Source organism: Variovorax paradoxus, assembly GCA_016806145.1.
In the GTDB taxonomy this organism is placed as follows: Bacteria; Pseudomonadota; Gammaproteobacteria; order Burkholderiales; family Burkholderiaceae_C; genus Variovorax.
The window spans coordinates 459,143-481,297 of sequence record CP063167.1 but is presented as its reverse complement, the minus strand read 5'-3'; the positions used below and the strand labels follow the sequence as shown (position 1 = coordinate 481,297).

Annotated in this window: 24 protein-coding genes; 16 read left to right on the top strand and 8 right to left on the bottom strand. The window is 68.5% G+C overall.

Annotated features, from left to right (window positions below; all coding sequences use genetic code 11):
- Positions 1 to 20: 20 nt before the first annotated feature.
- Positions 21 to 977 carry an alpha/beta hydrolase gene (locus INQ48_33195; GenBank protein QRF62401.1) on the bottom strand — a complete coding sequence of 319 codons (957 nt, stop codon included), beginning with the start codon at positions 975 to 977 and terminating at the stop codon, positions 21 to 23.
- 120 nt (positions 978 to 1,097) lie between these two features.
- On the opposite strand from INQ48_33195, the gene INQ48_33190 reads away from it, so the two are divergent.
- On the top strand, positions 1,098 to 1,994 hold the full coding sequence (locus INQ48_33190) for a LysR family transcriptional regulator (protein ID QRF62400.1): 897 nt from the start codon (positions 1,098 to 1,100) through the stop codon (positions 1,992 to 1,994).
- Between the two features lie 67 nt (positions 1,995 to 2,061).
- Here the strand turns inward: INQ48_33190 and INQ48_33185 are convergent, their stop codons facing one another.
- Complete coding sequence (locus INQ48_33185) at positions 2,062 to 2,799, bottom strand: helix-turn-helix transcriptional regulator (protein QRF63054.1); 738 nt, start codon at positions 2,797 to 2,799, stop codon at positions 2,062 to 2,064.
- Between the two features lie 242 nt (positions 2,800 to 3,041).
- Here INQ48_33185 and INQ48_33180 point away from each other — a divergent pair, with 242 nt between their 5' ends.
- Genes INQ48_33180 through INQ48_33160 form a run of 5 tightly spaced genes read left to right on the top strand, consistent with a single transcriptional unit; the run spans position 3,042 to position 8,643 of the window.
- Positions 3,042 to 5,048: an FUSC family protein gene (locus INQ48_33180; GenBank protein ID QRF62399.1), complete on the top strand. Its 2,007-nt coding sequence runs from the start codon at positions 3,042 to 3,044 to the stop codon at positions 5,046 to 5,048.
- Positions 5,045 to 5,251, top strand: coding sequence for a DUF1656 domain-containing protein (locus INQ48_33175; GenBank protein QRF62398.1), 207 nt, complete (start codon positions 5,045 to 5,047; stop codon positions 5,249 to 5,251). The genes INQ48_33180 and INQ48_33175 overlap by 4 nt, the downstream gene beginning before the upstream one ends.
- A 30-nt stretch (positions 5,252 to 5,281) precedes the next feature.
- On the top strand, positions 5,282 to 6,259 hold the full coding sequence (locus INQ48_33170; protein ID QRF62397.1) for an HlyD family secretion protein: 978 nt from the start codon (positions 5,282 to 5,284) through the stop codon (positions 6,257 to 6,259).
- Entirely contained in the window at positions 6,256 to 7,719 is a 1,464-nt protein-coding gene (locus tag INQ48_33165; protein ID QRF62396.1) for a TolC family protein, read from the top strand. The genes INQ48_33170 and INQ48_33165 overlap by 4 nt, the downstream gene beginning before the upstream one ends.
- A 3-nt stretch (positions 7,720 to 7,722) precedes the next feature.
- A complete protein-coding gene (locus tag INQ48_33160) occupies positions 7,723 to 8,643 on the top strand; it encodes a LysR family transcriptional regulator (GenBank protein ID QRF62395.1) in 921 nt (306 codons plus the stop codon).
- On the opposite strand, the gene INQ48_33155 is transcribed toward INQ48_33160, so the two are convergent.
- Positions 8,633 to 9,241: a hypothetical protein gene (locus tag INQ48_33155; GenBank protein QRF62394.1), complete on the bottom strand. Its 609-nt coding sequence runs from the start codon at positions 9,239 to 9,241 to the stop codon at positions 8,633 to 8,635. The two genes, INQ48_33160 and INQ48_33155, sit on opposite strands and share 11 nt — an antisense overlap.
- A 125-nt stretch (positions 9,242 to 9,366) precedes the next feature.
- On the opposite strand from INQ48_33155, the gene INQ48_33150 reads away from it, so the two are divergent.
- Positions 9,367 to 11,457, top strand: coding sequence for a hypothetical protein (locus INQ48_33150; protein ID QRF62393.1), 2,091 nt, complete (start codon positions 9,367 to 9,369; stop codon positions 11,455 to 11,457).
- A 4-nt stretch (positions 11,458 to 11,461) separates the two neighbouring features.
- On the opposite strand, the gene INQ48_33145 is transcribed toward INQ48_33150, so the two are convergent.
- The gene (locus INQ48_33145) at positions 11,462 to 12,373 is read right to left on the bottom strand and encodes a LysR family transcriptional regulator (GenBank protein QRF62392.1); all 912 of its coding nucleotides are present in this window, start codon (positions 12,371 to 12,373) and stop codon (positions 11,462 to 11,464) included.
- A 112-nt stretch (positions 12,374 to 12,485) separates the two neighbouring features.
- Here INQ48_33145 and INQ48_33140 point away from each other — a divergent pair, with 112 nt between their 5' ends.
- Positions 12,486 to 13,493, top strand: a complete 1,008-nt coding sequence (locus tag INQ48_33140; GenBank protein QRF62391.1) for a helix-turn-helix transcriptional regulator — start codon at positions 12,486 to 12,488, stop codon at positions 13,491 to 13,493.
- 20 nt (positions 13,494 to 13,513) lie between these two features.
- Here the strand turns inward: INQ48_33140 and INQ48_33135 are convergent, their stop codons facing one another.
- Entirely contained in the window at positions 13,514 to 14,410 is an 897-nt protein-coding gene (locus tag INQ48_33135) for a LysR family transcriptional regulator (GenBank protein ID QRF62390.1), read from the bottom strand.
- A gap of 105 nt (positions 14,411 to 14,515) precedes the next feature.
- Between INQ48_33135 and INQ48_33130 the strand changes: the two genes are divergently transcribed.
- Together INQ48_33130 and INQ48_33125 are read left to right on the top strand one after the other, a co-directional pair.
- Entirely contained in the window at positions 14,516 to 15,760 is a 1,245-nt protein-coding gene (locus INQ48_33130; protein QRF62389.1) for an MFS transporter, read from the top strand.
- A 350-nt stretch (positions 15,761 to 16,110) separates the two neighbouring features.
- A complete protein-coding gene (locus INQ48_33125; GenBank protein ID QRF62388.1) occupies positions 16,111 to 16,320 on the top strand; it encodes a hypothetical protein in 210 nt (69 codons plus the stop codon).
- Between the two features lie 25 nt (positions 16,321 to 16,345).
- On the opposite strand, the gene INQ48_33120 is transcribed toward INQ48_33125, so the two are convergent.
- A complete protein-coding gene (locus tag INQ48_33120) occupies positions 16,346 to 16,576 on the bottom strand; it encodes a hypothetical protein (protein ID QRF62387.1) in 231 nt (76 codons plus the stop codon).
- A gap of 197 nt (positions 16,577 to 16,773) precedes the next feature.
- The gene (locus tag INQ48_33115) at positions 16,774 to 17,229 is read right to left on the bottom strand and encodes a MarR family transcriptional regulator (GenBank protein ID QRF62386.1); all 456 of its coding nucleotides are present in this window, start codon (positions 17,227 to 17,229) and stop codon (positions 16,774 to 16,776) included.
- Between the two features lie 188 nt (positions 17,230 to 17,417).
- Between INQ48_33115 and INQ48_33110 the strand changes: the two genes are divergently transcribed.
- The 4 genes from INQ48_33110 (at position 17,418) to INQ48_33095 (ending at position 19,785) form a co-directional block, all read left to right on the top strand.
- Positions 17,418 to 17,792: an alpha/beta hydrolase gene (locus INQ48_33110; protein ID QRF62385.1), complete on the top strand. Its 375-nt coding sequence runs from the start codon at positions 17,418 to 17,420 to the stop codon at positions 17,790 to 17,792.
- 10 nt (positions 17,793 to 17,802) lie between these two features.
- Positions 17,803 to 18,234, top strand: coding sequence for a DoxX family protein (locus INQ48_33105; protein QRF62384.1), 432 nt, complete (start codon positions 17,803 to 17,805; stop codon positions 18,232 to 18,234).
- A gap of 199 nt (positions 18,235 to 18,433) precedes the next feature.
- On the top strand, positions 18,434 to 18,967 hold the full coding sequence (locus tag INQ48_33100; GenBank protein QRF62383.1) for a hypothetical protein: 534 nt from the start codon (positions 18,434 to 18,436) through the stop codon (positions 18,965 to 18,967).
- 53 nt (positions 18,968 to 19,020) lie between these two features.
- A complete protein-coding gene (locus tag INQ48_33095) occupies positions 19,021 to 19,785 on the top strand; it encodes an alpha/beta hydrolase (GenBank protein ID QRF62382.1) in 765 nt (254 codons plus the stop codon).
- A gap of 100 nt (positions 19,786 to 19,885) precedes the next feature.
- Here the strand turns inward: INQ48_33095 and INQ48_33090 are convergent, their stop codons facing one another.
- Positions 19,886 to 20,797: a LysR family transcriptional regulator gene (locus INQ48_33090; GenBank protein QRF62381.1), complete on the bottom strand. Its 912-nt coding sequence runs from the start codon at positions 20,795 to 20,797 to the stop codon at positions 19,886 to 19,888.
- Positions 20,798 to 20,895: 98 nt separating this feature from the next.
- On the opposite strand from INQ48_33090, the gene INQ48_33085 reads away from it, so the two are divergent.
- Positions 20,896 to 21,225, top strand: coding sequence for a nuclear transport factor 2 family protein (locus INQ48_33085; protein QRF62380.1), 330 nt, complete (start codon positions 20,896 to 20,898; stop codon positions 21,223 to 21,225).
- Positions 21,222 to 22,004 (top strand): SDR family oxidoreductase, encoded by a 783-nt coding sequence (locus INQ48_33080; GenBank protein QRF62379.1) that lies wholly within the window; start codon positions 21,222 to 21,224, stop codon positions 22,002 to 22,004. The genes INQ48_33085 and INQ48_33080 overlap by 4 nt, the downstream gene beginning before the upstream one ends.
- Positions 22,005 to 22,155: the final 151 nt, after the last annotated feature.

Below are 22,155 nucleotides of genomic sequence, written 5' to 3'. Positions count from 1 at the left end.
TGTCGATGACGAGACGGGTGTCAGCCCAGGAAATTGACCAGCGCGGGAATGACCTGGTCGGGCGCCTCTTCCATCAGCCAGTGACCGGACCCCTTGACGATCACGCCCTGCACGTTGGTCGCGACCATCTTGCCCTGTTCGATCAGGAAGGTGCCACCGGCCTTTTCCCCGGAGAGAACCAGCATCGGCATGGGCAGCGGCGTCTTGCCCAGTTCGGCGAACTCGGCCGCGTCCTGCTCGAAGGCCTTGAAGTATTCGAAGCCGGCGCGCATGCCGCCGGGCTGCGCATAGGCCTTGGCATAGAAGCGGCGATCGGCCTCGGGCACCGAGCGCTTGGGGTCCGCCGCGAAGTCGTTCCAGAAATGCTCGAAGTAGATGCGCTCGCGTCCGTGCACCAGCGCCAGCGGCGTCGCGCCGTGGAAATGGAAGTGCCAGAGGTCGCGCAGCAGCCAGACGTTCTGCCATTGGCCGATGCCGGGCAGGAAGGCGTCCATGAGCACCACCTTGTCGGTCTCCGAGGGGAACTGCGCGGCATAGGCGTAGGCCACCATCAGGCCGATGTCGTGGCCGACGATGCTCACGTTGCGGATGCCGAGCGACTTGACGAGCTCGTGGATGTCGACCGCCATGTTCTTCTTGCCGTAGCCGCTCTCGGGCTTCGACGAATTGCCCGCGCCGCGCAGATCGGGCACGACCACGGTGTGCGTCTTCGCCAGCAGCGGCATCAGCGGGTTCCACATGTGGCCGGTCTCCGCGTAGCCGTGCAGCAGCACGATGGCCGGCCCGGTGCCGCCGATGCGGTAGTTGATGCGGGTGCCGTTCACCTCGGCGCTGCCGGCGCGAAAGCCCGGCACCGCATCAATGGTGGGTGCGGCGGGCGCGGCGTGCGCCAACGAGCCGAAGCTCAGTGTGGCGCCGAAGGCGGCGGCGCCGGCGATCAGCGCGCGGCGGGTGGGGGCGGGATGGGGGGTGTTCATGTCTGGGCCTTTCGGTCTGTGTTTGGGGGTGAAGCGAATTTATGATTCAGCTTCACTTCCAGAAAGGCCCCAAAAGTGGTTTACTCATTCAGCTTTCATGAATGATTGGAGCCCAGGGCCATGGACCGATTGCGTGCGTACGAGGTGTTCGTGACCGTGGTCGCGCGCGGCAGCTTCGTCAAGGCGGCCGATGCGCTCGACACCTCCCCGGCCAACGTGACGCGCTACGTCAACGAGCTCGAAGCGCACCTGCGCACGCGGCTGATCAACCGCACTTCGCGCCGGCTGTCGCTCACCGAAGGCGGCGAGGCCCTGTTCGACCGGGCGAAGTCGATCCTCGAGGAGGTGGCCGAGACCGAGGCACTCGCGACCACCGCGTCGCTGCAGCCGCGCGGGCGCCTGCGCCTCAATGCGCCGCTGAGCTTCGGCAGCCTCGTGCTGGCGCCGCTGTGGCCGAAGTTCATGGCGAAGTACCCCGACGTCGAGCTCGACATCGCCCTCATCGATCGCGTGGTCGACATCGTCGAGGAGGGCTACGACCTGGCCATCCGCATCTCGCGGACCACGTCGGGCAATCACATCGCGCGCCACCTGGGCCGCTCGCAGAACCTCGTGTGCGCCTCGCCCGACTACCTCGCGAAGCACGGCATGCCCGAGGTGCCCGCGGACCTGTCACGGCACCCGTGCCTGGGCTACACCTACGGCGCGACCTCTGACGAGTGGCAGTTCGCCGGTCCCGGCGGAACGCTGGAATCGGTCCGCGTGCGCTGGGCCCTGCGCGCCAACAACGGCCAGACCGCGCGCGCCGCGGCCCTCGCCGGCGCCGGCGTCATCTGGCAGCCGAGCTTCGTCCTCGGCGAGGACGTGCGGGCCGGCCGACTCGTCGAGGTCATGCCGGGCTATCACATGCCTCCCATCGACATCCTCGCGATCTACGCCAGTCGCCGCCATCTCAGCGCGAAGGTGCGGGTGATGGTCGACTTCCTGGTCGACGCCTTCCAGGGGGCGACCCTCTAGCCGCGGGGGTGGCGCTGGTTCATCGCCGACGGCCAACCACCATCGGCCGCTCGTCGCCCGCGCGCGGTCAGGCGCCCACCTTGAAGCGCTCGGCGATGTAGGTGGCCGGCGGCTTGCCGAAGGCCTTCTTGAACATCGTGATGAAGGCGGACGGCGACTCGTAGCCCAGGCCATAGGCCACCTGCTGCACGGTCGCGCCGCCCGAGAGTTCGCGAAGCGCGACGATCATGTGCAGCTGGCGCCGCCAGCGTCCGAAGCTCAGGCCGGTCTGCGCCGTGCACAGCCGGGTCAGGGTGCGCTCGCTGGTGCCGGTCTCGGCGGCCCAGTCCTGCAGGGTCCGGCGGTCCGAGGGGTCGAGCGTGATGGCGCGCGAAATCTTTCGAAGCCGCGCGTCCTGCGGCATCGGCAACGAGAAGTCCTCGTTCGGCATCGTGCCGAGCTGATCGAGCAGCACATGCGCGAGCCGGTCGGTCGCGCTGCCGGGCTCGTAGCTTGGCGGCAGTCCGGCGAGGTGCTGGATCATTTCGCTCAGCATGGTGCTGATGGCCAGGGTGCAGCACTTCGTCGGCAAGGCGCCCGTGCCCGGCGCGACGAACAGATAGAAGATCAGCGCGTTCGCCGTGCCGTGGTTGCTGTGCGGCGTGCCGCCCGGAATCCACACGCCCGCCTGCGGCGGCACCATCCACAACGCGCCCGGCACTTCGCACGACACGGCGCCGCGCAGCGCGATGACGAGCTGCCCCATCTGGTGCTGGTGGATCGGGATCTCGCGCGCACGCGCCTCGACGTCCACGCGCAGGGCCATGACCGGCACGGTGAGTTGGTAATCCAGGCCTTCGGGGACGACCTCGGGGCGGGGCATGGTCTCCATGATCGTTGCTGCGAGCCGGCCATTCTCGCTGCGTCGAATTGGCGGCTCTGAATGAAAGGGGCGCACGTTGCGCCGTGGCCGAAAAGAGAAATCGTTCGGCCAGGAATGCAATGTCCGACACGGGCACCGCTGCCTAGCATCGATGCATGCAAAGGATTCGCTTCTCTCGCCCCGAGATGCTCTTCTCCCTCAAGAGCTTCGCGGGCGCCATGCTCGCGCTGTACCTGGCCTGCCGCGCCGGCCTGCCACGGCCCTTCTGGGCCTTCATGACCGCCTACATCGTGGCGCATCCGCTCGCGGGCAACGTGCGCTCCAAGGCGCTCTATCGCTTCGCGGGCACCCTGCTCGGCTGCGCGGCCACGGTGGTGTTGATCCCGTCGCTGTCCGACGCGCCCGAACTGCTGACGCTGGCGCTCGCGCTGTGGACCGGACAGTGCCTCTACCTCTCGCTGCTGGACCGCAGCGCGCGCTCCTATGTCTTTCTGCTGGCGGGCTACTCGGCCGCGCTCATCGGCTTCCCGTTGGTCGAAGCGCCCGCGGCCATGTTGGACACCGCCGTGGCGCGCGTGCAGGAGATCGGGCTGGGCATCCTGGGCGCCAGTCTGGTCCACAGCCTCGTTCTGCCGGCGAGCCTCGCGCCATCGCTGCTGGCCCTGCTCGATCGCGCACTCGGCGACGCGCGCCGTTGGATGAGCGACCTGCTCGGTGACGGCCTTGCCCACGCGGATGGCGCGCGCATGGCTGCGGACCGCCAGCGGCTGGCGCTGGACATCACGCAGCTGCGCCTGCTGTCGACCCATGTGCCCTTCGACACCGGCAACCTGCGCTGGACCGCGGGCGCAATCCGCGCCATGCAGGACCGCCTCTCGGCGCTCACGCCCACGCTGTCGGCGATCGAGGACCGGCTCGAGGCGCTGAGGGCCGCCGAGGGCAAGGTGCCGGCGGACATCGCCTCGGCGCTCGGGCGGCACGCAGGACGGATGGCGCCGCAAGGAGCGAGCCTGCCGCCCGCGGCCATCGACGAAGCCTGCGCCACGTTTCGCGCGCTGGCCGATGGGCCGGCGTCGTCACCGTGGATTCGCGCATTGCGCATCGACCTCGCCGTGCGCCTCGAGGAACTGGTGCGCGATTGGCAGGCCTGCATCGCGCTGCGCGCCGACATCGACACCGGCCTCACCGGCAGCGCGCTGCCGTTGCGGCGCACCGCGGCACTCGGCGGAAGAGTGCTGCATCGCGACCGGGGCCTGGCACTGCGCTCGGCCGCGACGGCCGTGTTGACCACCTGCGCCTGCTGCGCGGTCTGGATCGCCACGGCATGGCCCTCGGGCTCGGCCGCGGCGATGTCGGCCGCCGTCTTCTGCAGCTTCTTCGCGACGATGGACGATCCGGTGCCCGCCATGCACAAGTTCGTCGTCGCCTTGCTGTGGTCGTTGCCGGTGTCGGTGTTCTGCGTGCTGGTGGTGATGCCGCTGGCGCGCGACTTCGGCATGCTGGCGCTGTGCATCGCGCCGTTCTTCCTGCTGGTGGGCTGCTACATCGCGCGGCCCGCCAGTTCGCTCGCGGCACTGGGCATGTTCTTCGGCGTGGCCGGCACGCTCGCCTTGCAGGACACCGCCAGCGCGGACCTGCCGAGCCTGCTCAATTCGAACCTCGCGCTGATCCTGGGCGCGGTGGCCGCGGCGCGCATCACGGCACTGGTGCGCAGCGTGGGCAGCGACTGGAGTGCCCGGCGCCTACGGCGCGCCACCTCGCTCGATCTGGCCGACCTTGCTGCCCGTCCCCAGGACGCGTCCGCGCGCGACGCCTATGCGGGCCGGATGCTGGACCGCATCGCGCTGCTCGCACCGCGCACGGCACCGGGCGCGGGCGAGGCGGCCCGGGCCGACGCGCGGCTCGCGCTGCGCGACCTGCGCATGGGTGCCGACATCGCGAGCCTGCAGCAGTGGCGCCGCTGCCTTCCCGCCGAAGCCGTCGGCCGCCTGCTCGCGGACGCGGCCCGGGTCTTCCGCGCCCAGGCCACGGGGGCGCCACGGCGCGATGAACCGCTGCTGCCGCAGATCGACCGCCTGCTGCTCGGCGCGCTGCATGGCGATGCCGCGCGGCCTGCCGATGCCGCCATCGCCGCGCTCGTGGGCCTTCGACGCAACCTCTTTCCAGCGGCCCAGTGCGCGCTCCACCCATGATCGAAACGAGTTTCCACGGTGTGTATCTGCCGGGGCTGATGCTGCTGGCCGGCGGCGCGCTGGCGTGTTCCTGGGCGCTGCGCCGCCTGCTGTCGCGGGCCGGCGTCTACCGCTGGGTATGGCACCCGGCCCTGTTCGACCTGGCGGTGTACGTGCTGCTGCTCTTCGCCCTGGCCCGTTTCACCGGCGTCTTCGCCACCTGATCTCCGCGCTTCGCACTCCCTTCCTTCTCCATGAAACCTGACGCCATTCCCTTTCCCGCCTGGGCCCGCCGCGGCATCCGGCTGCTCGTCACCCTGGCGTCCGTCGCGGCGGCCTGCTGGGCCGCCTGGCAACTGTGGGACCACTACGAGCTGGCCCCCTGGACCCGCAACGGACGCGTGCGCGCCGAGGTCGTGCAGGTCGCGCCCGACGTGTCCGGCCTGGTGACCGATGTCGCGGTGCGCGACAACCAGTTCGTCGCCGCCGGCGCGCCACTGTTCTCGCTGGACAAGGCCCGTTTCGAACTGGCCGTGCAGCAGGCCGAGGCGGCCGTTGCCGCGCAGGCCGTCGCGCTCGACAACCAGCGCATCCTCATCGCGCAGGCACAGCGCGAGAACAACCGCAACGCGGGCCTGGGCGAGCTGGTCTCGCAGGAGCTTCGCGAGCAGTCGCGCGCGCGGCTGGACCAGGCGAACGGCACGCTGCGCGCGGCCGAGGTGGCGCTGCGGCAGGCGCAGGTCGCGCTAGACACCGCACGGCTCAATCTGCGCCGCACGCAGGTGCATGCCCCCGCCGACGGCCTCGTGACCAACCTCGACCTGCGGCAAGGCGCCTATGCGAGCGCCGGCCATCCGGTGATGGCGCTGGTGGATGCGGGGTCGGTCTACGTCGAAGGCTATTTCGAGGAGAACAAGCTGCCGCGCATCCACCTGGGCGACCGCGTGCGCGTGACGCCGATGGACGCCGACGCGCTCGAAGGCACCGTGGAGAGCATCGCGGCCGGCATCGCCGATCGCGATCGCAGCACCGGCGCCAACCTGCTTCCCAGCGTGAACCCGACCTTCAACTGGGTGCGGCTCGCGCAGCGCGTGCCCGTGCGCGTGAAGCTCGACGCGATACCGGCGGGCACGCGGCTGGTCACGGGCCAGACGGTCACGGTGCAGGTGCTCGGTACATCGGCGGCGCCGGAGGCTGCGGCCGCGGCGCGCCGCTCGGAGCTTCCGGGATGAGCCGCCTTCATCGGTGCCTGATCGCCGTCGCGGCGGCCGCGTGCCTCGCCGGTTGCGCGCACTCGCCCGTCGGCCCCGACTACGTCGCGCCGGCCGCGCTCTCGCCCGCGCAGGCGGCCTCCGCGGGACCGTTCCTGTCGGCCAATGGCAACGCGGCGGACGCGGCCCTGCCGCCGAACTGGTGGCAGCTCTACCAGGACCCGCAGCTCGATGCGCTGGTCGCGCGGGCCTTCGCGCACAACGCCGACCTGCGTCAGGCCGTCGCCAGCTTCGAGCGCGACCAGGCGCTCGAGGCCGAGGTGCGCGCGCCGGAGCGTCCGACGCTGGCCCTGAGCGGCGGCCCCGGCTTCGGCCATGTCTCGGGGCTGACGCTCGTGCAGAAGGACTACGAACCGCCGAGCCGCTTCACCTATGGCATGGGTGCGAACCTGTCCTACCAGCTCGACCTGTTCGGCCAGCTGCGCCGCGCCATCGAAGCGGCCGAGGCCGGCAGCGGCGCGGCACAGGCCGCCGTCGACCTGGTGCGCGTGAACGTCGCCGGCGGCACCGCCCGGGCCTACGCCGAGGCCTGCGCCACCGGCTTGCGTTTGCGCAGCGCCCACGAGTCGGTGCGGCTGCAGGAGGAGGCCGTACGGCTCGCGCAGCGGCTGCAGCAGGCCGGCAGGGTGGGGCCCATCGACACCGCGCGCGCACGCGGCCAGCTCGAACTGCTGCGCGCCGCGCTGCCGCCGCTGCAGGCGCAGCGCCAGAACGCGCTGTACCGCCTGGCCACGCTCACGGGCGAGGCCCCGCGCGACTTCCTGGCCCCGGTGGCCGCGTGCGACAGCCCGCCGCGCGTGACGGGCCCGCTGCCCGTGGGCGATGGTGCAAGCCTGCTGCGTCGCCGGCCCGACGTGCGCCAGGCCGAGCGCAACCTGGCGGCCGCCACCGCCCGCATCGGCGTGGCGACCGCCGAGCTCTACCCCAAGGTCGTGCTGGGTCTGTCGGCCGGTTCGGCCGGCTTCATGGACCGGTTCGGCAACCGCGAGTCGTTCAGCTACAGCCTGGGCCCGCTGATCAGCTGGACGCTGCCCACCAACGGTGTGGCCCGCGCGCGCATCGCGCAGGCCGAGGCCGCCACGCGGCAGGCCACCGCCCGCTTCGATGCCACCGTGCTCACGGCGCTGCGCGAGGTCGAGAGCGCTCTCGAGTCCTACGCCCGCGAACTGGACCGGCATGCGGCGCTGGCGGCCGCGCGCGACCAGAGCGCCGTCGTCGCGGCGCAGGCACGCGCGCTCTACGTCAACGGCAAGACCGCGCAGCTCGACGCACTCGACGCCATGCGCACGCTGGCGGCCAGCGAGGCCGCGCTGGCGGCATCGGAGGCCCGGCTCGCGGACGGCCAGTTCGCCGTGTTCATGGCGCTCGGCGGCGGCTGGGAAGGCGAAGGACAGGACCGGCTCGCGAAGGCTTCGCCCTAGGCCATGGAGGACCTGCAGCAGCTCAAGGTCTACGGCGAAGTCGTCGCCCGCAAGAGCTTCACGCGCGCGGCCGTCGCATTGGGCATCTCGAAGGCCAGCGTCACCAAGATCGTGGCCCAGCTCGAGAAGGGCGTGGGTGTGCGGCTGCTCAACCGCTCGACGCGTTCGGTCACGCCGACCGACGCCGGCGAGACGCTCGCGCGGCGGCTGGTGCCGCTGTTCGGCCTGCTGCGGGAGCTGAGCACGGAGTTGTCGGACTTCGCGGCGCATCCGCGCGGGCGGCTGCGGGTCGCGGCGCCGCACGGCCTGTCGCTGAGCCAGCTGGGCTGGCAGATCGAGGACTTCATCGCCGACCACCCCGACGTGCACGTGAGCATCCACCTGAGCAATCGCGACGACGACCTGGTGATGGGCGGCATCGATGTCGCTCTGCGCATCGGGCCCATCGAGGCCCGGGACGTCGTGGTGCGCAAGCTGCGGCCGGTGCCGCTGGTGCTGTGCGCGTCGCCGCGCTACTGGGCGCGCAGGGGCATGCCGTCGAAGCCCGAGGACCTGGCCCGGCACGACGTGCTGACCTACTCGCTGTGGGACGCTTCATCCCGGCTGCCCTTCCTGGTCGACGGCAAGACCCACTACGTGCCCGTGCGCAGCCGCCTCGATGCGGACGATGCCGCGCCACTGATCGCGCTGGCGGTGAAGGGGCTCGGCGTCACCTGCGTGCCCGAGGTGCTGGCGCGCGCGCACCTGGGTTCGGGTGCCTTGGTGCCCGTGCTGAAAGATGCGATGCCGCCGACGATCTGGCTCTATGCGACCTACGCGCACCGCGACCACAAGAGCGCGGCGCTGCGGGCGTTCCTCGACTTCCTGACGTCGAGCGCCGGGGACTCGCCCGCGGCATCACTGCGCCAGACCCTCAGCGATTGAGCAGCACCATGGCCTTGATCGTCGGCGCGAGGGTGACGGTCGATGTGTTGGTGTAGCTGGCTGCGACGGGGTCGATGGTGCGGCGGTAGAGATTGGAAGAATCCACGAGATGGTTCACGCCCTCGCGCGAAGAATCGAAGGCCGTGGCGATGGGGCCGCGCAGGCCCCGGATCGCAAACGGGGTCCCCAGTGTGCCGGTGGTCGTATCGGTGATCGCGCGCGTCTGCTGCACGTCGTTGGTCGTGTCGACCAGGCTGAGCATGCGTCCCCTTCCGTCGATGGCCAGGGAGGCCAATGCGGCTTCGAAGCCCTCCATGGCCAGGGTCAACGCGGTCTGCTTCAAGGCCACCGTCGACGCGTCGATCGAGAAGGTACGCAGCCGTCCGCCCGGAACGAATCGGTGCCACGGGTTGGCGAAACGGGGACGGGCGTGTGCCGCTGCATGAATCGATGGGCCCGGCGGCACGACGTGGCGAGCCCGGGGCAGGGTCAGGAAAACGAGCGATGCTAGGGAGCACCGGCCGGCGAACCAATCCCCGAAAACAGGTAAATCAAGGCGCCCGTGGCGTTCCTTGCGAACGTCGGGCTGTGTTTTCACGCGTGTTGGCTGTGGTCGATCCTCGGGGGCTCGCGAAGAATCTCCTCCTTCTTTCTTGCCCCGCGAGCGCGCCGGGGCGGAGCGTTCTTTCCCCCTCGATTGAGTCTATGCAACGATCTTTTTGCGTGCGGCGTTTCCTCTTCGCCGCGTTCCTGTGCCTTGCCGTGACGTTGGGCGCTTGCGGTGGCGGCGGCAGCGGCGGCAACGGTTTCTTTCCCGGCGGAATTCCATCGGGCGGCGATCCCTCGGGGGGCGGTGACGCGCCGCCGCCGATCGAAGGCGAGGCCGCCAGCGTGGCCCGCCTGAATGCGATGGATCGCCTCGCGGACCAGTTCGAAACCATCACCGGCGGGCGCAAGAACGCCACGCCCGAGCAGTGGGAAGCGCTGCGCGCATGGACCGTCGCGCAGGCCGAATTCGACGATGCCGGCGTCGGCGATGCCAGCCTCTGGGCCCGCTTCAAGGACGGGCGCTACTACCTGTTCTCCGACAACTGGCGCGTGCCGAAGAACCAGCCCGAGCCGAAGCCCGCGCCCGACGAAGAAGAAGAGCAGCGCGCCGGCCTGCGTTCCGCCGGCGCGACCCCGGTGTCGTCGGTCGTGCGTGCCATCCCGGGTAGCACGAAGGCCGTGCTGCTCGTCCATTCCGGCGCGCCCGCGCCCCATCCGAACGAGTTCCGCTTCGGCGAGCCGCTGGTGCGTTCGATGAAGAAGGCGCTGACCGAGCGCGGCTACAGCGTGACGCGCCAGGCGATGACGGTGGCGAACGTCAAGGCCGTGGGCGATGTCGGCTTCCTGTACTTCAACTCGCATTCGGCCATGTACGGGCCCGGTGTGCAGAAGGAGTTCGCCGTGATGCTCGACGACTTCGCCACCGTGCTCAACGACGCGGTGCACCGCAAGGACCTCGAGGAAGGCAACCTCATCTACCACCGCGAGCGGACCATCTGGCAGGCGCTGGGCAAGGGCAATCCGCCGAAGCTCTCGTTCACCGACAAGTTCGTGCGCCGCTATCTGAAGTTCGCACCGAACGCGCTGGTCATCACCTTTTCGTGCAACAGCGGCAATGCCGAGTCGGCGAACTTCCGCAGCGCATTGAAGGCGAGCGGCGCGGGTTCGATCGTCGGCTGGGACGGCAGCTCCAACCCCAACGGCTACCCCGCCATCGGCCTGCTCGTCGACCGCATGGCCGGCGTCAACCAGTACGAGCCCGTGGCCGTGCCGAACCGCTCCTTCGTCTTCCAGGACGTGATGGCCTATCTGCAGAAGCGCGGCCTGATGTCGGCACCGGGCGTGGAGGACGACGACGGCCACATCACGCCCGATGCCTTCATCCGCGTCGATGGCGATCTCTTCACCAAGCTGGCGCCGGTGATCACCCACCTCGAGATGAAGGCCGGCAACCTGCTGGTGGTGCATGGCGATTTCGGCGACGAACCGGGCCGGGTGACGGTGGACGGGGTGCCGGTCAACGCCACGTGGTCGTCGACGCAGATCAAGGCGGTGCTCGCCAACGCGACGCACGGCGAGGTCGTGGTGACGGCCAAGGAGCTGCGCAGCAATCCGCGCCAGCTCGGCTCCTGGCAGGGCCGCGTCACCTACCAGAGCAAGCGGGTCGACAGGAGCTGCGCGGGCGCCACCTTCCTGGCCGACGTGAATGTGGACCTGCACCTGCGCGCCGACATGCAGGCGCGGCGCGAGGAGGTCGATGGCCCGCTGAAGAACAACAATCTCGTGATCGTTCCCGCCGACGACACCCAGGGCCAGTGGGCGGCGAGCGGCCGGTGCGTGCAGGGCGACGAGATCATCCAGGCGCATTCGGGATCGGGCGCGCTCGCGATGCGGCCCTTCGTCGACTACGACGCGCTCACGCCGTTCTCGGATGCGGTCTATGCCCGCCTCGACGCTTTGCAGAAGCGCCTTCACATCGGCGGCACCTTCGGCAAGTCGAAGATGACCCTGCAGGCCAGGGACCGGGTCACGCAGAGCGAGCTGCAGATCTGGTTCCAGCTCTCGGACTACTTCTACGACGGCAGCCCGAACTGGCCGCACGACGAGCGCTTCCCCTATGCGTCCTATATCGCGCTCGGCCCCAAGCTCGATGCCGCCGCGGGCGTGACCGACAGGCAGGAACCGTCGAACGACGGGATGAGCCTCCGGTTCCAGTGGGGCGCGATGCAGGTCTCGCCGGCCTTCGACGACAAGGTGGGCAACTGAGGCATCACCGAGATGCCGGCCGCGCCGCTCTCAGCATGTCGGTCGCCATGGCCGCCAAAACGTCGTGGTATTCCTGGGCGAGGCGCAGGGAGGTCAGCAGCACGAGCGGCACCATGATCCGCTCGCGCAGCGGCCGGGGCTGCACGCCGGCATAGCGGTGCAGCGAGAACGGGGCGGGCAGGCAGGTGCATCCGCGACCCGATCCGATCTGCGCGAACACGTGCAGTGCATCGGGGCCTCCCGCCTCCTGCGAGGGGACGAAGCCATGCGAGGCGTATTGCCGCGTGAACTCGTCATACATGCGCGCGTTCTCGGCGCGAGCGAAGCGAAAGAAGGGCGGCAGCGCCTCCAGTTCGCGCACGGGGATGGCGCGCTTGCGCGCGAGCGCCGACGTGGCGGGCACGAAGGCCATCAGGGGCACCTCGCCGACCAGGTCGCCGCGCAGGCGATGCATCGAGGCCGGCCAGAGCACGATGGCCGCGTCGAGGTCGTTCTTACGCAGCGCCGACATCGCGGCGATGGTCGTGGTGGTGCGCGCGTCCACACCGCTGGCATGGCCGCCTTCGACCAGGCCGTGCTCCATGGCCGCGAGGCCGTCCAGCTGCACCCAGTTCAGCACGCCCAGCCGCAGGCGCGGCAATTGATGGGAGGCCTGCGCCACATGCGCGACCGCCGCGTCGAACTCCCCCATGAGCGACGAGAAGCGGCGCAGCGCCACCTCGCCCACCGGCGTCAGCCGCACGCCATGCGTGTTGCGGTCGAAGAGGCGAACGCCGAGTGCCGTTTCCAGCTCCGCGATCTGGCGCGACAACGGCGGCTGCGTGATGGACAGCCGCTCGGCGGCGCGCCGGAAGCTGCGCTCCTGCGCCACGGCGAGAAAGCATTGGAGCTGCCGGACGCTGATGGGCCTGGTCATTCAAAAACGGTATCACAAAAATCGAAATTCCCTGGCGCCGCGCGCTTTCCTAGAGTGCGGGGTGCCCGAAGCGGCGACGGGCATTCCACTGCAACGACGATCCCCTCATCCGATGAATCAGCCATCCTTCTCGCGCCCGCGGTCGCAGGGCGCCGCGAGCCATCACGCATGTGTCGAGTCCTGGCGCTTCGATCCGATCCTTCACTTCCAGGTTCGCCTGGGCACGGGCTTCGCGGTCGGCATCGAAGACCGCCGGCGCGCACCGCTGTACGTCTTCTCGGGCCAGCCCTGCCAGTTCCGCATGCACGGTGGCGCGCCGCTCCAGGTGGAACATGGCGACGTGCTGTTTCTCCCGCGCGGCGGCGCCCATCGCCTGTTCGACACGCCCCATGCGACGCCATTGCCCTTCGCCGCCATCGTCGCGCATCGATCGGCGCGCGCGGGCCTGACCTACGCCGTCGACCTCGAGGCCGCCACCGGCGGCACCGCTCGCGAGGAGCCGGAGCGGGCCACGGTGGTCAGCGGCAGCTTCTTCTGGAGCGAACGCCTGCAGGCGGAGCCGCTGCTCGCGCGGCTGCCCGAGGTGGTCCATCTGCGGCGGCGCAGCGATGCCTTGCCCTGGCTCGTGCCGATGACCGACCTGCTGCATTGGCTGTCCAACGTCGCCGAGGGCGGCCGTGGCGTGGGCATGACGGAGGCCGTGAATGCGCTGATCCGGCACGTCGTGCTCGAGCAACTGCGCCATGAGCGTCATGAGGGCCATGAGCGCCATGGCGAACCCCTGCCAGCCGGCGCGCGGCGCGACGCCCGCCTGCTTCCCGCCCTGCACGCCATGCACACGCGGCCGGAGCACCCGTGGACCATGGCATCGCTCGCCGGCCTGTGCCACATGGCGAGGACCACCTTCGCGACCCGGTTCCAGCAACACACCGGCGTTCCGCCCATGGGCTACCTCGCGCGCTGGCGCGTGCAGGCGGCGGCACGCCTGCTGCGCGAGCAGCGGATGTCGCTCGACGAGGCGGCCGACCGGGTCGGGTACTCCACGGGCGCGATCCTGGCCCGGGCCTACAAGCGCGTGTTGGGGACGTCGCCGCGCGCGCATGCGCAGTCGGCGCGCTGAAGGCGTTCGCGCAAGGCGCTTCAGGCGCTGAACAGCGCCCGGTTCTCCTTGAAGGCGTCGACCAGGTGGCGCATCACGGCACGGACCGGGCCCGCGTGCCGATCCTGGCCACGGATGAGCAGGCAGATCTCCTTCGACGGCGGCAGCGGCGCCAGCGCGCAGGGCCGCAGTTCGGGCACTTGCCGTCCGATGTAGTGCGGCAGCAGGGCCAGGCCGGCACCGGCCTTGGCCGCGGTGGCCTGCAGGATGTGGTTCTCCGCGCGCAGGGCGATGCGCGAGCGCGGAAAGTGCTGCGCCAGCCAGAGGGCCTCGGGCATGTTCGAGTGCGGCTCGTCGAAGCTGACGAAGACGGGGGCCAGCCCCTGTCGTTCCACGCGTTCGCATTGCGCCTCGTCGCCGTAGAAGCCGAACACCAGCTTGCCGACGGGCTTGGCGATCAGGTCGCCATCCGAGGGCCTGCCGATGCGTACCGCGATGTCCGCCTTCCGGCGGTCCAGGCTGACGGTCTGCAGGTCCGTCGCCAAGTCGACGTCGAGGCCTGGATGGATCGCCGTCACCCTGGCCAGTTGTGTCGCGAGGAAGGCATGGCCGAGTGCCGGCGGTGCGTTGATGCGCACCACCCCGCGCAGGTCCTCGTCCTCGTTGCGACCGGTCCGCGTGAGCCGCTGCGCAGCGGCTTCCATGTCCGTGGCCGCGTGCAGGGCCTCTTCGCCCGCGGGCGTCAGAACGTATCCGTCGGGCCTGCGCTCCACGAGCTTTTCGCCCATGCTGTCCTCGAGCGACTGGAGGCGCCGCGCGATCGTTGCGTGATTGACCTGCAGCGCCCGGGCCGCGGCCGACAGGCTTCGGTAGCGGCCCAGGGCGAGGAAGACGCGCACGTCCTGCCAGTCGACCTCTGTGCGTTTTCTATCAGCCATTGTGCAAGGATAGCGGCTACCGCCCGTGCCGCCTCGTCCCTACGCTACGAGCAGCGTCGAGAGAACTCTGCGCCCTTCATCCAGAGACCTCTCGAGGAGCTTCACATGCGTCCGCAAGGCGAAACGATCCATGCCGATGGCGATTCACACGCCGCGCCCGGCGCGAACCGGGGCGTCGCCCGCACGGTGTACGCGCTCATGCTCGGCAACTTCATCACCGGTTCGGTGGTGCTCGCACCGGCGGGGATGCTGGTGGAGCTCGCCCATCATTTCGAGATCGGGCTGGGAGCGGCCGGGTTGCTGATGTCGGCCGGCGCGGTGGTGCTGTGCATCAGTTCACCGCTGATGACCTGGCTCACGAGCGGGATCGACCGGCGCACGCTGCTCGTGGCCACGATCGTCTTCGTGTCGGCCGCGCAGGCCGTCGCGGCGATGAGCAGCTCCTGGGAGGTTCTGCTCGCGGTGCGCGTGGTCACGATGGCGGTCGCCGCCATCTTCACGCCGCAGGCGGCAGGCACGATCACGCTCGTTGTCGAAGGTCGCGCGCGCCCCGCCGCGATCGCGACGGCATTCCTCGGCTGGTCGCTCGCGCTCGCGGTCGGCGTGCCGTTGATCTCGGCCCTGGCCTCGTCCCTCGGTTGGCGCCAGGCCTACTTCGCGCTGGCTGCGCTGGGCCTGTGCACTAGTGCGGTCCTTGCCAGGGGCGTGCCGGCGCGGCTGGTCGGTGCGCGGGTGTCGTTCGCCAGCTGGAAGGCGATCGCCGGGTCGCGGGTCCTGCTGGCGATCCTGCTGGTGACCGTGTTCGCGGGGGCCGGCCAGTTCCTGCTCTTCACCTACCTGCGTCCCTTCCTCGCCGCCTTGACGGGTGCGTCGGGACTGCGCATCACGTTGGAGCTCACGCTGTTCGGGCTGATGAGCATCGCCGGGAACATGCTGGCCACCCGCCTCGTTTCGAGCCTCGGCGTGTTCCGCACCTGCGTGCTCAGCCTGTTCGCCATCCTGAGCGGTATGGTGCTGCTGCACGACGGCATGGGCTCCCAGCTGGCGGTGACGGCCGGACTGGTGGTGTGGGGCCTGGGTTTCGCCTCGACCAATTCCATGCAGCAGGGGCGGCTGGCCGCCGAGGCGCCCTCGCTGACCGCCGCGTCCATCGCGTTGAACACCTCCTCGATCTACATCGGCCAGGCCGTGGGCGCGAGCCTGGGGGGCGCCATGGTGGGTCATGGATGGCTCGCGAACCTCGGCGCCGCCGCGGCGGGGTTCATCGCGCTGGCCGTCGTCACGGCATTCGTCAGCGAGCGGCTTCGCAACGCACGGGCTCGCGCGGAGGTTCTCTCGCCATTGCCCTAGGAGTCTTCGGGGGCGCAGACAAGGGGGGCACCAGGCCGATGGCAGCTTGAAGTGACCTACGCTGCGCTCCTCGGTCTGGTTGCAGGTTGGCGATCTGTGGCCGTTCCTCCGCCACCAGCGAACGCCCGCGAGCGAAGGCTGGCAAGCCGCCATCGCGCAAAACAGGCGCCGTGGGACAGGCTCCTCGTGCGCATACCAAACAAGACCCTGCTGAGCGCATCGGCGCATCCTCCTTTTGGAGGAGCTGAAAGTGCCGGCTCGGGGAGTCGATCCGACATGTAGCGCTTTAGCATTGAGAAGCGGTCGACGTGCGCTCGCACGTCGCGTGCACGAATGCAAAGGAGACCACGATGCCGCCATTCGACGAGGATCTCTACGCTGCATGGGCTGCGTCCGAGACCGCCCTCCACGACACCTTGCGCGAGCTCGGCCCCGGCGCCCCGCTGAGCGCGCTCAACGAACTGGCCGAACTCAAGCTCGAGGCGAATCGGCGGTTCATGGACCTCTGGGCCTCGGGCGCCGCGCCTCCTTCGACCCCGGGCGGCCCGCCTCCCGAATAGTCCGTTCGCGCGAGCGCGACGAGCCTCAGCGCGCGGGCGGCTGGTGCGCGGGCGAGGGCGTGATCAGGTCGCGCCGCAGGCTCCAGATGCAGGCGCCCAGCTTGAGCAGGCGTTCCACCTTTCGATCGTAGGAATCCCAGGCCGGGTTTTCCTTGGCGATGAGTTCCGCGATGAATTCGAACGCGTCGGAGGGGTTGAGGGCCAGTCCATCCCTTGCCATTGCCATGGAGGTGGCCAAAACATCGGTCTTTTTCATTACATGGCGTACGCCGCACGCCATGGCATCGGATGCACCCACGTTGCATGGATACTTGCGAAAGCGTGAAAAAAGTCCGGGAAAACCACCTCGACCGGCGCTGCGCGGCGCACAGGACCTCAGGGCCGGGCGAGCCAGATCGCCCACTGCGCATTAGCGGCTCGGGCAACCCTCCATCCGCTCGCGCCGATGACCACTCACAGGCCGGCGCGGGCCGCCGATTCTTGCAACGCGTCGCGAAGTCTGCGGACTTGCGCGTTGAGGATCGCCAGTTCTTCGGCCGTCATTCCGGACCGAGAGCCCAAGGTTTCGGTCAAGCAACTCGTTTTCTTCTGGAGATCGCGGCCCTGCTCGGTCACCGAAACGTGCACCTGCCGCTCGTCTGCGACGCTGCGCTGCCGTTCCACAAAACCGTTGAGTTCCAGGCGCTTCACCAGCGGCGTGATGGTGCTTGATTCGAGGGCCAGCCGGGCCGCGAGGGCGCCGATGGTCAAGCTACCGCTCTCCCATAGCGCATTCAGGACCAGGTACTGAGGGTAGGTGATCCCGAACTCGTCCAGCATCGGCTTGTAAGTCCGATTGATGGCAATGCCTGCACCGTACAGCGTGAAGCACAGATGTTCGTCCAGAGGAAGGGGGGCTGGGTCCGCCATGGTCGCTCCTCGAGCCTGATCGTGAGTTTTACAGCGATTCATTATCGCGGCAAATAATGGCTTGACAAGAAAAAGCAAGCAATGCTCAAATACATATCGCGATAACAAAGATTGCGATATCAAATCATTGCGAATGTCGCACGTATCCGTGCCAGTTCGTTTTCCAGACCTTCGATCCCTCTACATCCATGAAAAAAGCCATCGTCATCCTTGCCATGCCCCTCTTCGCCGGCGCCGCCTCTCAGGCGGCTGCAGAGGAATATCAGGGCGTCCTGCGTCATGAATCGAACCAGAGTCGTCACGTCGTGCAGGCCGAGGCGCGTGCCGCAACGCGCGCCTCGAATCCTTACGCCGAAGGTGCGTCGTCGGGCGTGGCAACAGCCTTGATCTCGCCGCGCGATCGCGCGGAGGTGGAGATGGAAGCCCGAACACGGGCACGCGCGGCGAACCAGAACCTCCGCGCCGGCGCGTTCTTCAACAGCCGGATCCCGACGGACTTCGGTGGCCAGGCGAGGCCGGCCGTCGATCAGGCGGCTTCCAAGGCACGCGTCCCGGCTTATTGATGCCGTCGACATGCATTGCGAATCTCACCGTCCGTCGCCTGCCGCTGCGTGGACCGGGCGCGTCGTGGGCGCCCTCGTCGTCCTGATTCTGTCGATCGATGCGGGGGTATGCCTCTTCGCCCCCGAGCTCCTGGCCGAGAACATGCAGAGAACGGGGTTCCCCCAGGCTCTTTGCGCGGTCATTGGAGGCGTTCTCGTCGTGTGCATCGCCTTGTTCGTGATTCCCGTCACCAGCGTGCTTGGCGCGGTGCTGCTGACCGGGTTCCTGGGTGGAGCGATCTGTACCCATCTGCGTCTGGGCGAAATCGGATCGCCGCCCCAACTGGTGTGCCTGCTGTTGGGGGGCGGCGCGTGGCTTTCTCTGTACCTTCGAAACCGGGCCGTCCGCCGCGTCTTCGTGCCGGTCCGGGATACGCAATCGCAACATCGTGGCGACAGATGAGGTGATCGATGGATCGGACCGCGCAGCCCCGGCGTATAACTTTTTGCCGAGATCGGGGCTTGCCTCGAGTTCGAGGGCGCCTACATGCCTGCAGCCCAGCGCGGTCCCCTGCGCGAGGACGATGTAGAGAAGCACACGCAAAGTGAAACTTCAGGCACAGGCTCACACAGACCTGTGTCCTTCTTCTCTACAACCCTCTTTGGAAGTCAACGTCATGAAGTCAAACCGAACTTTCCGCAGCGCCGCCACGATCGCATGCCTGCTGGGTGTCGCCACGTGGGCCCAGTCGCAAAGCCTCAAGCGAGAACATGTGCGTGCCGAAACGGCGCAATCGATCCGCAACGGCGACATCATCATTGCAGGCGAAATCGGCCTCACCGAGTGCGAGATCCGACGTGAGCGCTGCGGGTCCCGAGCCGAATGGTCCGGGGTATCGCGTGGCCAGGTCAAGATGGAGTTCGTGGAGGCGGTGCGATCGGGTGCCATCGTCGACCACGGCGTGCTCATGCTCAGCGCCGCCGAGCTCGCTCCCCATCGCTATCCCGCACGCTTGCCGGTGCAAGGAAAAACTCGCCAGCTGGTTGCCGAGGAATTCGAACTGGCAAAACGCCTAGGGGACGCACCCACGGGCAGCGAAGATGGCCTCACTCCCGCGCAGCGCATGCCCGCCAGGTTCGCTGCTGTGCGCGCCGAGCATCGACTGGCTCTGAAGAATCTCGCCGCGGCACAGTGAGCCGAACCCAACCTCCTCGAACACCTCCCCAAATTCCATTCCGAAAGACAGTCATGAAAGCCGTTCAAAACATCAAGTTCGCCTCCGCCGCCATCGTCGCGAGCCTCGCGCTCACATCGGTCGCCAGCGCAACCGAAAAGCCGAGCGTGGTCATCGTCCACGGTGCGTTCGCCGACGGGTCCGACTGGGCCAAGGTGATCCCGCTGCTCCAGGCCAAGGGCCTGAACGTGGTCGCGGTGCAGAACCCGCTGACCTCGCTCGAGGACGACGTGGCCGCTGCGAAACGCGCCATCGACGCGCAGCCCGGCAAGGTTGTCCTGGTCGGTCACTCCTGGGGTGGCTCGGTCATCACCGAGGCCGGCGCGAACGAGAAGGTGTCGTCGCTGGTGTATGTCGCCGCATTCGCACCCGATGCGGGTCAGACCTCCGCCGAGCTCGGAAAGGGATATCCGACGCCCCCCGGCACCGCGCATATCACGGCCGACGCTTCCGGCTTCCTGACGATGACGAAGGAGGGCATCGCGAAGTATTTCGCCCAAGACCTTCCGGCAGCCACCACCTCGGTGATGACCGCGACCCAGGGGCCGATCCTCGGGAAGTCGTTCGAGCAGAAGATCAACGTGGCTGCTTGGAAGACCAAGCCGTCGTGGTACATCGTCGCGAGCGCGGACCGCATGATTCAACCGGCGCTGCAGCACGACCTCGCGAAGAAGATCGGTGCTCGCGTCACGACCCTGAATGCCAGCCATGTACCGCAACAATCGCAGCCCGCTCGTGTCGCGAAGGTGATTCTGGACGCCGTCGGTCAGACCAAATAGTGGCGTATCGCCACAGGGCGAGCGCTCTGCAATTGCCGCGCTCTGCCCCTGTGGGCCTGACGCTTCTGTATCAAGCCCATGCAACCGCATGCGTACCCCGCTAGATCTCGCCGGACGGCTCCCGGTCCAGCAGGCAGTCGATGAACGAGCCCAGCAGCGCGGGGCGGTGCTGCCGGTTCGAGTAGTAGAGAAACAACCCCGGGCGCGAGATGGACCAGTCGGCGAGCACCTGGACCAGCCGTCCCTGCGCCAGCCAATCGCCCACCTGATCGAGCTCGAAGTGATAGGCGATACCCAGTCCGTCGAGCGCCGCCGCCACGCCGATGTCGGCGTGATTGGTGACGACGGGACCTTCCACGGCAACCTCGAGTCGCTTGCCGCGTTTTTCGAACTCCCATCGGTAGAGCCTCCCGTCCATCCGGAGTCGCCAGTTGATGCACCGATGGCCGTGCAGATCATGAGGTGACTTCGGCGTGCCATGGCGCGCCAGGTAGTCCGGGGAGGCCACGGCCACCATCTTCAAATCGGGCGTCAGGCGGACGGCCACCATGTCCTTCTCGAGCTGTCCACCCACGCGAATCCCGGCATCGAAACGGCCCGTGACGATATCGGCCAGCGCATCGTCCACGACGATGTCGAGCACGACGTCCGGATGCGCGCGATGGAAGCGGCCGAGTCGCGGCCCGATGATTTCTCTTGCAGCGATCCCGAGGGTGTTGATGCGCAGGGTCCCGCTCATCTGCCCGGTGGCGTCGCTGGCCTCGGCCACCGCGTCGGCCATCTCGCGGAACAGCGGGGCTACGCGTCGATAGAGCTGTTCGCCGCTGGCCGATGGAGCGACGCTGCGTGTGGTGCGGTTCAACAGGCGCGCGCCGATGCGCGACTCGAGCTGTCGGATGGTCTGGCTCAGCGCCGACGGCGACAGACCCAGGTGCTCCGCTGCACGGGCAAAGCTTTGCCTCTCGACGACGGCGATGAAAGCCTTGAGTTCGGCAAAGTCGGAGCCTCGCATTATGTGCTTTTCTCTACATGAGCCATTCGGATTCTAGGAGATTCTCTAAAGGGACACGCGGGCGCATCCTTCGATCTGTCCCAACCAAGCAGCACACCATGGCCTCTCCCACTCTTCCCGAACCCATCGCCGCCTACTTTGCGGCGGACCCGCAAGGGCCCGACAGCGTGGCGCAATGCTTCACCCCCAAGGCCGTCGTGAAGGATGACGGCCACACGTACATCGGTCGCGACGCGATCAGGGCGTGGAAGGAAGCAGCCGACGCCAAGTACACCTGCACGACCGACCCCTTCTCCTCGGAGTTGGTCGACGGTGTCCACCAGGTGCAAGCCCACGTGGCCGGCAACTTTCGCGGCAGCCCGATCGACCTCAAATTCTTCTTCCGCCTCGAGCGCGGCCTGATCGCAAACCTGGAGATTGCCGTATGAGCTTCGATCTCAAACTGGATGGCCTTCGGGCAGTCGTCACCGGCGGCACCCTGGGCCTTGGCGCCGCGGTCGTGCGTGCCCTCGTGGATGCCGGCGCCCGGGTGGCGACTTCCGCGCGCAAGGCACCGGCCGCACCGGTGGAAGGCGTTTCGTACGTCCTCGCCGACCTGATGACCGCCGATGGCGTGAAACGCCTCGCCGAATCCGTCCTTGAAGAATGGGGCGGTGTCGACATCGTGATCAATGTGCTTGGCGGCTCGAGCACGCCGGGCGGCGGCTTCGCGGCCATCAGTGACGAGCATTGGTTCGCCGAACTGAATCTGAACCTCATGCCGGCCGTGCGCCTGGACCGTGCGCTGCTGCCGTCGATGCTTGCGCAAGGCTCGGGTGTCATCGTTCATGTCAGCTCCATCCAGCGCCTGCTGCCGCTGCCCGCGTCCACCACCGCCTACGCCGCGGCCAAGGGTGCGCTCACGACTTACAGCAAGTCGTTGTCGAAGGAGGTGACGCCCAAGGGGGTGCGGGTGCTCAGCGTCGCACCGGGCTGGATCGAGACGGAGGCCTCCGTCGCGTTCGCGGAACGCGTGGCCGCCGACGCGGGCACCGACTACGGCGGTGGCAAGAAGATCATCATGGATGCGCTCGGAGGCATCCCAGTCGGCAGGCCCGCCACGCCGGAAGAGGTGGCCGACCTGATCGTGTTCCTGGCGTCGCCGCGCTCGGCATCGTCCGCCGGGTCGGAGTACCGCATCGACGGTGGCACCGTCTCTACCCTGTAGCAATCGCCTGCGCGGCCAGTCCGGAGGGCTGGCCGACCCCCGCCATGAGCAGGTCGCGGCTTGCGTGGCTTGCGCGTCGCATCGCGTCGTGATGCGAACGATGAATTCGCAGCTCCGCGCGTCGGAGCTGTTGCTGCTTGCCGGCAGCCCG